Raw genomic sequence first — 14,303 nt, 5'->3', positions numbered from 1 at the left:
GTTGCCGCCATGTATATCGGGATTGATTTGGGGACCTCGGGCGTGAAGGTCATTTTGCTGGACGAGCAGGGCGACCTTTTAGCGACGCATTCCGAACCGCTGACGGTATCGCGCCCACATCCGCTGTGGTCAGAGCAGGATCCCGAATCATGGTGGCAAGCTACCGACAAGGCAATGCAGGCGCTTGGCGCGCAGCACAGCCTTAAAGCGGTGAAGGCATTGGGCATCGCCGGGCAGATGCATGGCGCAACGCTGTTGGATAAACAGCAGAAGGTGCTGCGCCCGGCTATTTTGTGGAACGATGGCCGCTGCGGTGAAGAGTGTCAGTTGCTTGAGGCCATGGTTGCCAATTCCCGATCTATCACCGGCAACCTGATGATGCCGGGCTTTACCGCGCCCAAGCTGCTATGGGTGCAACGCCATGAACCGGCGGTATTTGAGCAGGTTGATAAGGTTTTATTACCAAAAGATTATTTGCGCTTGCGGATGACCGGCGAGTTTGCCGGCGATATGTCTGATGCCGCAGGGACGATGTGGCTGGATGTCGGCAAACGCGACTGGAGTGATGAAATGCTGGAGGCATGCGGCCTGACGCGTCAGCACATGCCCGCATTGTTTGAAGGCAGCGAGGTGACCGGGCGTTTAACGGCGGAAATCGCCAGCCGCTGGAATATGCCTGCGGTGCCGGTAGTGGCAGGCGGCGGCGATAACGCCGCAGGCGCAGTCGGCGTGGGCATTGCCGATGCCGGGCAGGCGATGCTCTCCCTGGGAACGTCCGGCGTATACTTCGCCGTCAGCGAGGGTTTTCTGTCGAAGCCGGAAAGCGCGGTTCACAGCTTCTGCCACGCGTTGCCCAAACGCTGGCACCTGATGTCCGTCATGCTAAGCGCCGCGTCCTGTCTGGACTGGGCGGCCAAACTCACCGGTTTGGGCAGCGTTCCGGCCTTAATTGACGCGGCAAAACAGGCCAACGCCGATGCGGGCGCGGTATGGTTTCTTCCCTATCTCTCCGGCGAGCGGACCCCCCATAACAACCCAAACGCTAAAGGCGTGTTTTTTGGCATGACGCATCAGCATGGCCCGGCAGAACTGGCGCAGGCGGTGCTGGAAGGGGTGGGGTATGCGCTGGCTGACGGGATGGACGTTGTACACAGCTGTGGATTACAGCCAAAGAGCATCACGCTGATCGGCGGCGGAGCGCGCAGCGAATACTGGCGGCAAATGCTGGCGGACATCAGCGGGCAAATCCTCGATTACCGCACCGGCGGCGATGTCGGCCCGGCGCTGGGTGCGGCACGGCTGGCACAGATTGCGCTTTCACCCGGGCGTCCGCTCCAGGATTTACTCCCGCCGCTGCATCTGGAACAGCAGCATCACCCTGACGACGCTAACGTCGCGCGCTATAGCGAAAGACGCGAAACCTTCCGGCAGATTTATCAGCAGCTGGAGCCGTTGATGAAGTAACGGCGCGAGACGTCCTGGTTTAACCGTTCTTTGTCCGTTTTTGGTATTACCGACCTTCAGACGCCTTGCCAGAATGGGGTTACACCCACTGAGTAAGGCGTCCTGAAATGTCACATTCCGCATTGATTAACATCGATACCCAGGTTTCTTTCTTTCATCGCGATTACTGGGAAGATATCGACTTCTCTGATTTCCAGCTGGCGATTTGCCAACTGATTACCGGTTGTCAAAAGCGGGAAATGCCGGTGGTGGATATTTTCCACGTTGCCGACCAGGGGCCGTTTTCGCTGGAGTCCGGCTATGTGAAACCGATGCCTTTTCTGACTCATCAGGCAGATGTCACTTTTCATAAGCATGTTCATAACGCCTTTACCGACACCGGGCTGGATCACTGGTTACGCGTCCGCGGAATTAACCATTTGATTATTTGTGGGATTCGTACCGAACAATGCTGCGAAACCACGGCGCGCGTGGCGTCTGACCTGGGATATCGGGTGAGTTTTGTTTCTGAAGCGATGCTGACCTTTGCGATGCGCTATAAAGACATTACTCTGGATAGCCAAACCCTGCGGCATCGTACTGAAACGGTGCTGGAAGGCCGCTTCGCCACGGTGCAGACGGTCTCTGAATGCCTGGAGTCGCTGAGATGAAAACAGATGTCTGGTTTTTAGTGTTGCCCGGTACGCTGGCGCTGGACATGATCGGGCCTGCGGAAACGCTGGGCCTGGCAAGCGATGCCTTCACTCTGCATTACATCGGGCCAGAGCCGGAAGTTAGCACCTCGATTGGGTTGACCATGGGCGGCATCGGCCCGCTTCCTGAGCATCTACCGAAAAAAAGCCTGCTGGTGCTTTCCGGCGTTAGCGACTCCACGCGCTACTTCGATACGCCGCAGGCGGTGGAGGCGCGTCGCTGGCTGGGCCGCCAGCTCGCCGCTATCCAGCGCGGGGATATCCAACTGGTCTGCGTCTGTTCCGGTTCGCTGTTGGCGGCGCGATCCGGGCTGCTGCACGGCGTGGAATGCACCACTCATCATGATGTGATAACACGGCTGAAAGCCGCCGAACCGGGCGCTATCGTGCGTGAAGGACGGATTTTTGTTGAAGATCGCGGCATCTGGACCAGCGCGGGCATTACCTCCGGCATCGATTTATCCCTGCATCTGATTAATCGGCTGCATGGCCCGCAGCTGGCGCTAGACGTGGCCCGGGAAATGGTGGTGTGGTTTCGCCGTTCCGGAGAGGATCCGCAGCTTTCGCCCTGGCTGCGCTATCGTAACCATATGCATCCGGCGGTCCATAAAGCGCAGGATTTACTGTCGGATTCCCCGGAATCTGAATGGCGGTTGCCGGAGATCGCCGCGCGGGTGTTTGTCAGCCCGCGTCACCTGTCGCGCTTATTCCAGCAGCATCTGGGCATTAGCGTGCGCGATTATCTGGAGCAGCTTCGCCTGGCCCAGGCTGAACAACGCCTGCTGCAAGGGCAGGGCGTTGAACAGGCTTCCCATGCGGCAGGATTTTCATCGCCGCGCCAGCTATATCGCGCCCGCCAGCGCGCTAGCTAACCAGCCTGCGCGTATCAATCCGCTGCAACAGCATGGAAAGTATCAGCGAACCCACCAGCGTGGCGCTAAAAATCCAGATGATATCCAGCACCGGCCAATGGGTGACTTCAATATGACGAGTCCGTAACGCATGAATAAACAGGGCATGGAAGCCGTAAATGCCGAGCGAGTGGCGAGATATCAATGCCAGCCCCGGCAATGGGCGCGCGTGAAGGGAATTTTTGACCACCACAAACAGGCTCAGGGCGGCGATAAACACCAGCGGCCCGCAGTAGAGATAAAAAGTGTCGCTAAAATTGCCTTGCCGCGCCAGTTCCGAATGCGTTCCCAGGCTGATTAACGTGACGCAGGCGATAAACAGCAGCGCGGCAATAGCGGTGTAGCGACGATACTGCGTTTCCAGCATGCCGATGGCGCGGCCAAGTAACCCGTAGAGTACGTAATAAAACGTATCGCCGTTGATATACAAGTTCACGGGTAGCCATTTCATTCCGTGGAAGTTTTGCGGCACCGTGTTCGGGTTCGCGATCACGCCGGCCACCAGCAACAATCCAAAAATCACCGGCAAACCGACCTTTTTTACCGAAATTAATGGAGATAGCAGGTAAATAACGATAATCGCGAAGAAGAACCAAAGGTGATAAAACACCGGTTTTTGAAACAGATTGATTAACGATAAACGCGGGCTGATTGAGGTAAATAGCGCGATATAGAGGAACGCCACGGTGCTGTAAAACAGCAGACACAATCCGATGCGTAAAAAGTGGCGTCGTTCGGCGCTGCGCTCGCCAAAAAACAGATAGCCTGAAATCATAAAAAACAGCGGAACGCTGACGCGCGAGGCGGAATTCAGGACGTTGGAAAAATTCCAACTAAACGGCGTAACGACATCGGCGTTGGTAATATACCAGGTCGTGGTATGGATCATAATCACCATCAAACAGGCGATGCCGCGCAGGTTATCTATCCAGTTTATTTTTTGCTGCATTTTCTCCCCGGCTCACACTTTGCTATTCCGCTAGTGTCGGTCTATTAATTATCACTGTACTCCGGATCATTCCGAGTTTGCTTTCCAGAGCTTGCGACGTGCCGCGCGAGCCAGCCACAATGCATTCTGACCTGAATGCACGGAAAACCCCTTAAATACGGATAGCAAAGTATAATGACTACGACACCCATACACTTATCTATGCTTGCCGCCGTCATCCTCCTCGCCGGTTGCGCCAGCCAGGAAACGCAGCCGCAACACGCTCAAAAAGCAAAAGTCACGCCGATGCATTCGCTGGCGATGGAAAACCAGTGCCGGGAGAACGCCGCTCATCGCTATAACCTTACCAGCCAGAATATCCGCATTACCGATTTCGATGCTTTCCAGGGGAGTTACGAAATGCAGGGCAGTACCGCACGCCAGGAAGGGTTTACCTGCGCGTTCGATATGAATGGGCAGTTTTTACATCTGTCGATGCGTTAATTCTCTGAACTACACTAAATAACCCTACTTAAAACACCGCAATTCCATCCTGCAGCTCGATTAGACGCCCCGTTCCGTTGCCCCTGTGATGCAACGTTTAGCCTTTTGAGTATATACTGGTCGCTTCCACTTAAACCCACTCGTATCGCGTGCGAAATCAACATGCAAAAGTTTGATACCAAGACCTTTCAGGGCTTGATCCTGACCTTACAGGATTACTGGGCCCGCCAGGGCTGCACCATCGTTCAACCGCTGGATATGGAAGTCGGTGCCGGCACTTCACATCCAATGACCTGTCTGCGGGCGCTCGGGCCTGAACCTATCGCTGCCGCTTATGTGCAGCCTTCCCGCCGTCCGACCGATGGCCGCTACGGCGAAAACCCCAACCGTTTACAGCACTATTATCAGTTCCAGGTGATCATCAAACCATCGCCGGACAATATTCAGGAACTGTACCTGGGATCGCTGAAAGAGCTGGGTATGGACCCAACGATTCATGATATTCGCTTCGTGGAAGATAACTGGGAGAACCCGACGCTGGGTGCCTGGGGCCTCGGCTGGGAAGTGTGGCTCAACGGTATGGAAGTCACTCAGTTTACTTACTTCCAGCAGGTCGGTGGCCTTGAATGTAAGCCGGTGACCGGTGAAATCACCTACGGTCTTGAGCGCCTCGCCATGTATATCCAGGGCGTGGACAGCGTTTACGATCTGGTATGGAGCGACGGTCCGCTGGGTAAAACCACCTACGGTGATGTGTTCCATCAAAACGAAGTGGAACAATCGACCTACAACTTCGAATATGCGGACGTGGACTTCCTCTTCACCTGCTTCGAGCAGTATGAAAAAGAGGCCCAGCAGCTTCTGGCGCTGGAAAACCCGCTGCCGCTGCCAGCCTATGAACGTATTCTGAAAGCCGCCCACAGCTTTAACCTGCTGGATGCCCGTAAGGCCATCTCGGTAACCGAGCGTCAGCGCTATATTCTGCGCATTCGCACGCTGACCAAAGCTGTGGCGGAGGCCTACTACGCTTCTCGTGAAGCGCTGGGCTTCCCGATGTGTAACAGAAACAAATAAGAGGCTGCCATGTCTGAAAAAACTTTTCTGGTGGAGATCGGCACTGAAGAGCTGCCACCAAAAGCCCTGCGCAGCCTGGCGGAATCCTTCGCTGCGAATGTTACTGCTGAACTCGATGCGGCCAATATCGCCCATGGCGACGTTAAATGGTTTGCTGCGCCGCGTCGTCTGGCGCTGAAAATCGCCAATCTGGCGGAATCTCAGCCGGATCGTGAAGTAGAAAAACGCGGCCCGGCAATCGCCCAGGCCTTTGATGCCGAAGGCAAACCGAGCAAAGCGGCGGAAGGCTGGGCGCGCGGCTGCGGTATTACCGTCGATCAGGCCGAGCGTTTAACCACCGATAAAGGCGAATGGCTGCTCTATCGCGCCCATGTGAAAGGCGAAAGCGTTGAAGCGCTGCTGCCCGGCATGATCGGCGTGTCGCTGGCGAAACTGCCGATTCCGAAATTGATGCGTTGGGGCGCGTCTGACGTTCACTTCGTGCGTCCGGTGCATACCGTTACGTTACTGCTGGATGACAAACTTATCCCGGCTAATATTCTTGGCATTCAGTCCGATCGCGTGATCCGCGGCCATCGCTTTATGGGCGAGCCGGAATTTACCATTGAACGTGCCGATCAGTATCCGGACATCCTGCTGGAGCGCGGTAAAGTCATCGCCGACTACGAGCAGCGCAAAGCCAAAATCAAAGCCGACGCTGAAGACGCCGCGCGCAAAATTGGCGGCAATGCCGATCTGAGCGAAAGCCTGCTGGAAGAAGTCACCTCGCTGGTGGAATGGCCGGTAGTGCTGACTGCCAAATTCGAAGAGAAGTTCCTGGCGGTACCGGCTGAAGCGCTGGTTTACACCATGAAAGGCGACCAGAAATACTTCCCGGTCTATGACAATAACGGGAAGCTGCTGCCTAACTTTATCTTTGTGGCGAACATCGAATCCAAAGATCCGCAGCAGATTATCTCCGGTAACGAAAAAGTGGTGCGCCCGCGTCTGGCGGATGCGGAGTTCTTCTTTAATACCGACCGCAAAAAACGCCTTGAAGACCATCTGCCGCGTCTGGAAACCGTGTTGTTCCAGCAGCAACTGGGCACCCTGCGCGATAAAACCGATCGCATTCAGGCGCTTGCCGGATGGATTGCCGGGCAGACCGGTGCGGATGTAAATCATGCGACGCGTGCGGGCCTGCTGTCTAAATGCGACCTGATGACCAACATGGTGTTCGAGTTTACCGACACCCAGGGCGTGATGGGGATGCACTATGCCCGTCACGATGGCGAAGCGGAAGACGTTGCCGTGGCGCTGAACGAGCAGTATCAGCCGCGTTTCGCGGGCGACGATCTGCCGTCTAACCCGGTGGCCTGTGCGGTGGCGATTGCCGACAAGATGGATACCCTGGCGGGTATTTTTGGCATCGGCCAGCATCCGAAAGGCGATAAAGACCCGTTTGCGCTGCGTCGCGCTGCGCTCGGCGTGCTGCGTATCATCGTTGAGAAAAACCTGCCGCTCGATCTGCAAACCCTGACAGAAGAAGCGGTGCGTTTGTATGGCAGTAAGCTGACCAACGCCAACGTGGTTGATGACGTTATCGACTTTATGCTGGGCCGTTTCCGCGCCTGGTATCAGGAAGAAGGCCACAGCGTGGATACCATCCAGGCGGTGCTGGCGCGTCGTCCGACCAAACCGGCGGATTTCGATGCCCGTATGAAGGCGGTATCGCATTTCCGTTCCCTGGAGGCGGCTTCTGCGCTGGCAGCGGCCAACAAGCGCGTATCAAATATTCTGGCGAAATCCACCGAAACGCTGCACGACCATGTTCGCGCCTCGGTATTGAAAGAGCCGGAAGAAATCGAACTGGCGCGCCAGTTGGTTATTCTGCGCGACAAACTGGAGCCAGCCTTTGCTAAAGGCGAATACCAGCAGGCGCTGGTGGAACTGGCAGCCCTGCGCGCGCCGGTCGATGCTTTCTTCGATAAAGTGATGGTAATGGCAGACGATCAGGAGTTGCGCGTTAACCGCCTGACGCTGCTGTCAAAGCTGCGCGAATTGTTCCTGCAGGTAGCGGATATTTCTCTGCTGCAGTAACGGTTGCTGTAACAAATGAAAAACCCGCTAAGCAAGGCGGGTTTTTTATTTTTAACGTTATCTTAAAACAAGATTATTTATTAAAAATAGCCTTTCTGTTACCGGTTGTGCTAATTATGCGTGAGTTAAACATCGGTATTATTATCACCGGGTGCTCAAGGCTATTTAGCCGGAGCATGACGCAAGGGTTGGATAGACAAAAGCCCCGTAATTAAATCCATTTAATTAACGGGGCCGCAATCCCAACCGAAACAGTTGGATTGTAGCCTCTTCCAACGAAGGAGGCAATTATGCCTGTAAAGCATAAATACACATTTTTGAGTGTATTAGTGATATGTGTAACCATTCTCTGTTTTATCTGGATAGTGCAGGATCGCCTTTGCGAGCTGAGCATAAAAGAGAAAAGCAGTGAATTACGGGCAGTGCTTGCCTGCGAAGCAGGGAGGTAAGGCAGTGCGGGAGAGTCATCTCCCGCATTTCAGTCAACTGACGGGCTGGGCCTGAAGGCACCCAAATTTATTCCTGGATATCGTTTTAGCCATTATCTGAAAACAATTTCATTTGTTTAAAATAAGCACGCTATTAACGGTTCCGTTAATTATCTGCGCTACAAAAATCATTATTATGCTATCCGGGTGCTCAAGGCTATTTAGCCGGAGCATGATGCAAGGGTTGGATAGACGAAAGCCCCGTAATTAAATCCATTTAATTAACGGGGCCACAATCCCAACCAACACAGTTGGATTGTAGCCCCTTCAACCGAAGGAGGCAATTATGCCTGTTAAGTATAAATACACATTTCTCTGCTTATTAGTGATATGTGTAACGCTGCTTTGTTTTATCTGGATGGTGAAAGATCGTTTGTGCGAATTCACTCTCAAAGAACAAAACAATGAATTACGGGCGGTCCTTGCTTACGAAGCAGGGAGGTAATTGCAATGCGGGAGAGCGATCTCCCGCATTTCAGTCAACTGAACGGGTTGGGCCTGAAGGCACCCGCACTTATCCTTAAAAACACACAACCCCCGTTTAAGACGGGGGTTGTCACGACCAGGAAAACCTAAAGGATACAGAGCAATAAAATTATTCCATCAACTGCTTACTGAGCATCGGGTTCGCCTGAATCAGGCGCATCAGCTTCAGTTCGGTGCTGGAGGGTTTTACGCGTTTTGATTCCCATTCATGCACCATGGCAACACTCACGCCCATCACCCGGGCCAGGTCATCAACTTTCAAACCGGTACTCTTTCGCAGCTGCTCAAACTCGGAAAAAGCGGACGGTTTATGGGTCAGGGTCACTTTCTGTGAATCATCTTTAAAAACAATCTGCTCAAGGCTGCTGAGCAACTCAACCATTGGATCTTTATATTCCATTGAGAACTCCTCATAAATCACACTGCGGGATCGTGAACGCTAAGAAGCACATTAAGAATAGTCCCTAAACGCAATCAGGGATCGTTACGCTGGTGATTAATCGCGCGATTAGATTTTTTTAAGCGGCAAAGCGCGCTAAATTTCAGGCTAACTCGCTGATTATGAAAGCCAATAAAGAGTAAGAAAATTTATGTCTTTGGGTAGAAATAAATGGTAAATCAGCGGGGCGTCCGGGATCTGGCCTGCCGGGAAGATCGCCGGCAGGCCTGCACGTTACGCAGCGCGTTCAATCACCATCAATAACTGCCCTGCCTGTACCTGATTTCCCTGCTGGCGCTGGAAAGTGCGGATGGTTCCGCTAACCGGCGCGGTAATTGGGATCTCCATTTTCATGGATTCGAGAATTCCGATCAGTTGGCCTTCCGCAACCTGTTCTCCCGGCTTCACCAGCCACTGCCAGACGCTGCCTGCCACCAGGCTTTCAACGCCGCAGCAGCTGTCGGGAATAGTGTCGTCGCTGTCGTTTTGCGCGTCGGATTCACTTTCGAAGGTGAACTGACCGTCGGCGCGCCAGCGTGCCAGCTCCTCATCAAAGGCTTTCTGACGTTTATCCTGGAAGGCGGCGATATCCGTTGCGTCCTGCTCCAGCCTCTGTTGCCAGTCGCTCAGGCTGAACTCGCCGTGTTCGATACGCAGGGGATGGTCGCCCCACGGGAAACGCTCGCGCAGCGTTAATAACTCCTCATGGCTGACCTGATAGAAGCGGATCTGGTCAAAAAAGCGCAGCAGCCACGGCTGGGTAAAGGCTTCCGTTTTGCGATCGCGATTCCACATCTGTACGGTACGGCCCACGAACTGATAGCCGCCAGGCCCTTCCATACCGTAGACGCACAAATAAGCGCCGCCGATGCCCACCGAGTTTTCCGCCGTCCAGGTGCGTGCCGGATTGTATTTCGTGGTCACCAGACGGTGACGCGGATCGACCGGCGTGGCGACCGGCGCGCCGAGATAGACATCCCCCAGGCCCATCACCAGATACGAGGCGTTAAAGACAATCTCTTTAACCTGCTCCACACTATCCAGTCCGTTGATGCGACGGATAAATTCGATATTGCTCGGGCACCACGGTGCGCCGGGGCGTACCGACTGGGTGTAACGGGTAATCGCCTCGCGGCAGGCGGCATCATCCCAGCTGAGCGGCAGCCAGACGGTGCGCGACGGCACTCTGGCGTCACGCAAATCCCGCAACTGGAGATCGGCCTCGCGGATAATGGCGATCAGCGCATCGCGCGGGCAGCGCGCCGGATCGAAATGGATCTGCAAGGAACGGATCCCCGGCGTCATCTCCAGCCGCCCGGCGATCGTTATTGCTTCCAACTGCTGCATCAGCGCGTGGACGCGAAAGCGCAGGGCGATGTCCAGCCGCTGCTCGCCATATTCCACCAGCAGAAAGCGGTCGCCCGCCGCCCGAACGGCAATCGCAGGCATACCGTCACGGGCGTCGTCCTGCCATAAAATCGGCGACGGCAGCGCGTTGAGCGCAACGTCAGCAGACGCGCTGGCGGTTTGTTGGGTGCTGTCGGCCTCTTCCAGCGTGACCGGCGCAAAGGAGATCGTATCGCCGGCTTTCAACTGGCCGAGCTTCCATAAATCCTGATGGATAACCGTGGCCGGGCAGACGAATCCGCCCAGCGACGGGCCGTCCGGCCCGAGGATCACCGGCATGTCGCCGGTAAAATCCACCGTGCCAAAGGCATAGGCGTTATCGTGAATATTGGACGGATGCATTCCCGCCTCGCCGCCGTCCGGGCGTGCCCAGCTGGGTTTGGGCCCTATCAGACGGATGCCGGTGCGGCTGGAGTTGTAATGCACCTGCCAGCGGGCCGCGAAAAATTCTTCGATATCCTGCCCGGTAAAGAATTCCGGCGCGCCGTGCGGACCGTAAATCACCCGCAGCTGCCAGTGGCTGGAGATAACCGGATAAGCATCGGCGGGCAGCGTAGCGTCAGGGCGGATTTCCGGCGCGGCGAGGTGAATAACATCCCCGGCACGCAGCGCCCGTCCGGCATGGCCGCCGAATTTTCCCAGCGTAAAGGTACTGCGGCTGCCCAGGTAATGCGGGCAATTCAGGCCACCGGCAATCAGCAGATAACTGCGGCAGCCCGCGCCCTGTACCGCGCCAAGTTTGAGGGTCTGGCCTGCCAGCACGTTTATCACCCGGCGCATCGCGACTGGTGCATCATCTAATGTGGCATCGATATCCGCGCCGGTCAGCACGATGGAACATGCCTGATTAACGCGCAGCGTCGGGCCGCGCAGCGTGATTTCCAGCCCGGCGGCATCGCGCGGGTTTTGCAGCAGCTGGTTCCCCAACTCAAACGCCAGACTATCGAACGGACCGGAGGGCGGTACGCCAACGTCCCAGTAACCCACGCGCCCCGGTAAATCCTGAATCGTAGTCATCGTGCCGCCGCTCAGCACGTCCAGGGTGGCGGGCTGCCAGCTCACATCGCCTAAAGTGGCAGTAATGACCTTGCCTTCGCGCACCTGCGGCAGCGTCAGCAAATGACGCAGCCATTTCAGGTTAGTTTCGATGCCGTAAAGCCGGGTTTGCGCGAGGGCGTCTTGCAGCGCCGCTAACGCCTGTAGACGGCTGTCGGCATGGACAATGACTTTTGCCAGCATCGGATCGTAAAAGGCCGATACCTCGCAACCGCCGGAAATCCAGCTGTCGATGCGCAGTTGCGCCGCCTCCACGCTTTCCGGAAAAACCACTTCGCTGAGCAACCCGGCCACTGGCTGGAAGTTTTTCGCCGGATCTTCCGCATACAGCCGCACCTGAATGGCGTGGCCTGTTGGCGCAGTCACCAACGTATCCAGCGCAGGCAACGTTTGCGCGCCCAGTTCCACCATCCAACGGACAATGTCCACGCCGTACACCATCTCGGTGACGCCGTGCTCTACCTGCAGACGGGTGTTTACCTCCAGGAACCAGAACTGTTCAGACACATCGTCATAGACGTATTCCACGGTTCCGGCGCTGCGATAATTGACTGCCTGGCACAGGCGGATTGCGGTGTCGTGCAGCGCCCGGCGGTTAGCGTCCGAGAGACGCGGCGCAGGCGTTTCTTCGATCACTTTCTGATTGCGGCGCTGGGCCGAACAGTCGCGTTCACCCAGCGCGATAACGTTGCCATTGCCGTCGCCGAAAACCTGCACTTCAATATGCCGCGCCCGGGCGATAAATTTCTCTAAAAAGACGCCATCGTCGGCGAAGTTGTTGCCTGCCAGACGTTTGACGCGGGTAAAGGCGTCGTCAAGCGCCGCCGCATCGTCGCAGCGCTGCATCCCGATGCCGCCGCCGCCCGCCGTGCTTTTCAGCATCACCGGATAGCCGATTTTCTCCGCTGCTTGCTGCGCGGCTTCCGGGGTAGTCAACAGGCCGCTGCCGGATAGCAGCGGCACGTGATTTTGCTCCGCCAGCTCGCGGGCGCGGTGTTTCAGGCCAAAAGCCGCCATTTGCGCGGTTGTCGGGCCGAGAAACACCACGCCTTCGCGTTCGCAGCGCTCAACAAAGCTGGCGTTTTCACTTAAAAATCCGTAGCCCGGATGTACCGCCTGCGCGCCGTTTTCACGCATGATGGTGAACAGTTTGTCCTGATTGAGGTAGGTTTCGCGCACGTTGCCTTCACCCAGCGATACGGCGATATCCGCCTGGCGAACGTGCTCGGCGTGTTTATCTGCTTCGGCATACACGGCAATGGCGGTGATGCCCATCTGCTTCAGGGTGCGGATGATGCGCACCGCAATTGCGCCACGGTTGGCGATAAGAATTCGAGTTAACATAACCGGCTCTCCGGCGGGCAGGTCGTCCTGCATCATTAATTGCGCTGTGTTGCGGGTCGTCCCGCAGCGCCGGATCACCACACCGTGACGGCAATGGGGGTCGGGTTATACCCGTTGCAGGGATTGTTGAGCTGCGGACAGTTGGAGATCAGCACCAGAACGTTCATTTTGGCGACCAGTTCGACGTATTTCCCCGGCGCAGAGATGCCATCGGCGAAGCACAGCCCGCCGTCCTGAGTGACCGGCACGTTCATAAAGAAATTGATGTTGTGAGTGATATCGCGGCGCGTCAGGCCGAACTGCGGATGTTCGGCAATTGCCAGCATCCACGAGTCGCGACAGGCGTGCATATGGCGTTTTTCGAGGTCATAGCGCACGGTGTTGCTTTCGGTGGCGCAGGCACCGCCGAGGGTATCATGGCGGCCACAGGTATCGGCGACGATCTCCAGCATCGGGCGATCGTCGTTGGAGCGCAGCACCGTGCCGGTGGTCAGAAAGACGTTGCCCTGGCTGCGTACCGTGTCTGACATGCTGTAGCGTTCTGCGGTGTCATCGGCATTGAAAAACAGCGTATCCGCCGCCTGGTTGCCTTCCAGATCGGTAATGCGCAGGGTTTGCCCTTCGGTGATGTTATACAGCCAGTAATCCCCGGCCTTAACGGTGGCGTGATAGACCGCATCCGCCGGATTGCGCGCGCTTTCGGTCAGCATGAACAGGCTCCTTCGCTGAGATGATAGAGATGGTTGTTGCACAGACCGCGCTGGTTTTCGGCGCGTTCAAGGCAGTGAGCGGGAAGGGGTTTACGTTCGCTGTCGATGCGGATGCCCAGCGGCTGGCGCGGGTACGCCGTCGCGTTGCTCAGCGGATGCGGACAGGTGTGTAAAACGACCAGCGTATCCATCGCGAAACGCAGGGTGACGCTCGCGCCCGCTGCGCCCTGGCGCACCAGCTCCAGTTTGCCATCATCGTTAGCGGCGACGTGGGCGAACAGGTTCAGGCAGGCCGCCATATCGCGTTTGCCGAGGCCGTATTTCGCCAGCTCTACCAGAAAGCTGTCGTAGCCGTTCTGGTGGCGATCGTTACGCGCCTGCTGGTAATCGCGCGCGCCGAACTGTTTTTCTGTGAGCGCCGCATTGGCAGTGCCGCAGACCGACTCATGCCAGCCGAAACTGTCCTGTTCAATGCCGCAAAAAATCCGCCCCATATCGGAATAGAGGCAGTGGCCCGCCGTCAGCCGAAAGGTGTGCTGGCACTTCAGGGTATCGGGGGCGTTATAGCGCTCCAGCAGGTTTTCCGGGTTGTAAAACAGCACGCCTGCGTTGACCCCGCCCGCCAGGTCGGTCAGGGTCAGGGCGGTGCCCTGGCGCATCATCAGCGACCAGTGGCTGCCCGCCGGTAATTGGGTTTGATAAGCGTTCATCATGGCTCCTT

At 56.3% G+C, this 14,303-nt stretch carries 13 protein-coding genes; 8 read left to right on the top strand and 5 right to left on the bottom strand.

The genetic code is table 11. The features are described from left to right. The first annotated feature begins 9 nt into the window (after window positions 1–9). From xylB to FND52_RS16150, 3 genes are all read left to right on the top strand, one after another. Window positions 10–1,464 carry a xylulokinase gene (gene xylB / locus FND52_RS16160; RefSeq protein ID WP_144131854.1) on the top strand — a complete coding sequence of 485 codons (1,455 nt, stop codon included), beginning with the start codon at window positions 10–12 and terminating at the stop codon, window positions 1,462–1,464. Between the two features lie 107 nt (window positions 1,465–1,571). Beyond that, window positions 1,572–2,114 carry a cysteine hydrolase family protein gene (locus FND52_RS16155; RefSeq protein ID WP_144131852.1) on the top strand — a complete coding sequence of 181 codons (543 nt, stop codon included), beginning with the start codon at window positions 1,572–1,574 and terminating at the stop codon, window positions 2,112–2,114. Beyond that, a complete protein-coding gene (locus FND52_RS16150; protein ID WP_144131850.1) occupies window positions 2,111–3,028 on the top strand; it encodes a GlxA family transcriptional regulator in 918 nt (305 codons plus the stop codon). The genes FND52_RS16155 and FND52_RS16150 overlap by 4 nt, the downstream gene beginning before the upstream one ends. On the opposite strand, the gene FND52_RS16145 is transcribed toward FND52_RS16150, so the two are convergent. Further along, window positions 3,021–4,016 (bottom strand): acyltransferase, encoded by a 996-nt coding sequence (locus tag FND52_RS16145; RefSeq protein WP_144131848.1) that lies wholly within the window; start codon window positions 4,014–4,016, stop codon window positions 3,021–3,023. The two genes, FND52_RS16150 and FND52_RS16145, sit on opposite strands and share 8 nt — an antisense overlap. Window positions 4,017–4,190: 174 nt before the next feature. Here FND52_RS16145 and FND52_RS16140 point away from each other — a divergent pair, with 174 nt between their 5' ends. The 5 genes from FND52_RS16140 (at window position 4,191) to FND52_RS16120 (ending at window position 8,585) form a co-directional block, all read left to right on the top strand. Next, a complete protein-coding gene (locus FND52_RS16140) occupies window positions 4,191–4,499 on the top strand; it encodes a YsaB family lipoprotein (RefSeq protein ID WP_125292788.1) in 309 nt (102 codons plus the stop codon). A 162-nt stretch (window positions 4,500–4,661) separates the two neighbouring features. Beyond that, window positions 4,662–5,573 (top strand): glycine--tRNA ligase subunit alpha, encoded by a 912-nt coding sequence (gene glyQ, locus FND52_RS16135; protein WP_125292786.1) that lies wholly within the window; start codon window positions 4,662–4,664, stop codon window positions 5,571–5,573. A 9-nt stretch (window positions 5,574–5,582) separates the two neighbouring features. Continuing rightward, window positions 5,583–7,652 carry a glycine--tRNA ligase subunit beta gene (gene glyS / locus FND52_RS16130; protein ID WP_125292784.1) on the top strand — a complete coding sequence of 690 codons (2,070 nt, stop codon included), beginning with the start codon at window positions 5,583–5,585 and terminating at the stop codon, window positions 7,650–7,652. Between the two features lie 290 nt (window positions 7,653–7,942). After that, the gene (locus tag FND52_RS16125; RefSeq protein WP_144131846.1) at window positions 7,943–8,101 is read left to right on the top strand and encodes a Hok/Gef family protein; all 159 of its coding nucleotides are present in this window, start codon (window positions 7,943–7,945) and stop codon (window positions 8,099–8,101) included. A 325-nt stretch (window positions 8,102–8,426) separates the two neighbouring features. Then, entirely contained in the window at window positions 8,427–8,585 is a 159-nt protein-coding gene (locus FND52_RS16120; protein WP_144131844.1) for a Hok/Gef family protein, read from the top strand. A gap of 150 nt (window positions 8,586–8,735) precedes the next feature. On the opposite strand, the gene FND52_RS16115 is transcribed toward FND52_RS16120, so the two are convergent. From FND52_RS16115 to FND52_RS16100, 4 genes are all read right to left on the bottom strand, one after another. After that, window positions 8,736–9,026, bottom strand: coding sequence for an HTH-type transcriptional regulator (locus FND52_RS16115; protein ID WP_125292777.1), 291 nt, complete (start codon window positions 9,024–9,026; stop codon window positions 8,736–8,738). A 273-nt stretch (window positions 9,027–9,299) separates the two neighbouring features. Beyond that, window positions 9,300–12,872 carry an urea carboxylase gene (gene uca / locus FND52_RS16110; protein WP_144131842.1) on the bottom strand — a complete coding sequence of 1,191 codons (3,573 nt, stop codon included), beginning with the start codon at window positions 12,870–12,872 and terminating at the stop codon, window positions 9,300–9,302. Between the two features lie 74 nt (window positions 12,873–12,946). Beyond that, the gene (locus FND52_RS16105) at window positions 12,947–13,582 is read right to left on the bottom strand and encodes an urea amidolyase associated protein UAAP2 (protein WP_144131840.1); all 636 of its coding nucleotides are present in this window, start codon (window positions 13,580–13,582) and stop codon (window positions 12,947–12,949) included. Then, complete coding sequence (locus FND52_RS16100; RefSeq protein ID WP_125292772.1) at window positions 13,576–14,295, bottom strand: urea amidolyase associated protein UAAP1; 720 nt, start codon at window positions 14,293–14,295, stop codon at window positions 13,576–13,578. Before FND52_RS16100 ends, FND52_RS16105 begins: the two co-directional genes overlap by 7 nt. Between the last annotated feature and the right edge of the window lie 8 nt (window positions 14,296–14,303).

Origin of the sequence: Atlantibacter subterraneus, from assembly GCF_007570865.1 — a bacterium.
In the GTDB taxonomy this organism is placed as follows: Bacteria; Pseudomonadota; Gammaproteobacteria; order Enterobacterales; family Enterobacteriaceae; genus Atlantibacter; species Atlantibacter subterraneus.
Note: the sequence above shows the minus strand (reverse complement) of the source record. Positions and strands in the feature narration are given on the sequence as shown.

Bases quoted from the DNA above. Each gene is read 5' to 3' on its own strand.
- xylB (WP_144131854.1), top strand. From the start codon at position 10: ATGTATATCGGGATTGATTTGGGGACCTCGGGCGTGAAGGTCATTTTG.
- FND52_RS16155 (WP_144131852.1), top strand. From the start codon at position 1,572: ATGTCACATTCCGCATTGATTAACATCGATACCCAGGTTTCTTTCTTT.
- FND52_RS16150 (WP_144131850.1), top strand. From the start codon at position 2,111: ATGAAAACAGATGTCTGGTTTTTAGTGTTGCCCGGTACGCTGGCGCTG.
- FND52_RS16145 (WP_144131848.1), bottom strand. From the start codon at position 4,016: ATGCAGCAAAAAATAAACTGGATAGATAACCTGCGCGGCATCGCCTGT.
- FND52_RS16140 (WP_125292788.1), top strand. From the start codon at position 4,191: ATGACTACGACACCCATACACTTATCTATGCTTGCCGCCGTCATCCTC.
- glyQ (WP_125292786.1), top strand. From the start codon at position 4,662: ATGCAAAAGTTTGATACCAAGACCTTTCAGGGCTTGATCCTGACCTTA.
- glyS (WP_125292784.1), top strand. From the start codon at position 5,583: ATGTCTGAAAAAACTTTTCTGGTGGAGATCGGCACTGAAGAGCTGCCA.
- FND52_RS16125 (WP_144131846.1), top strand. From the start codon at position 7,943: ATGCCTGTAAAGCATAAATACACATTTTTGAGTGTATTAGTGATATGT.
- FND52_RS16120 (WP_144131844.1), top strand. From the start codon at position 8,427: ATGCCTGTTAAGTATAAATACACATTTCTCTGCTTATTAGTGATATGT.
- FND52_RS16115 (WP_125292777.1), bottom strand. From the start codon at position 9,026: ATGGAATATAAAGATCCAATGGTTGAGTTGCTCAGCAGCCTTGAGCAG.
- uca (WP_144131842.1), bottom strand. From the start codon at position 12,872: ATGTTAACTCGAATTCTTATCGCCAACCGTGGCGCAATTGCGGTGCGC.
- FND52_RS16105 (WP_144131840.1), bottom strand. From the start codon at position 13,582: ATGCTGACCGAAAGCGCGCGCAATCCGGCGGATGCGGTCTATCACGCC.
- FND52_RS16100 (WP_125292772.1), bottom strand. From the start codon at position 14,295: ATGATGAACGCTTATCAAACCCAATTACCGGCGGGCAGCCACTGGTCG.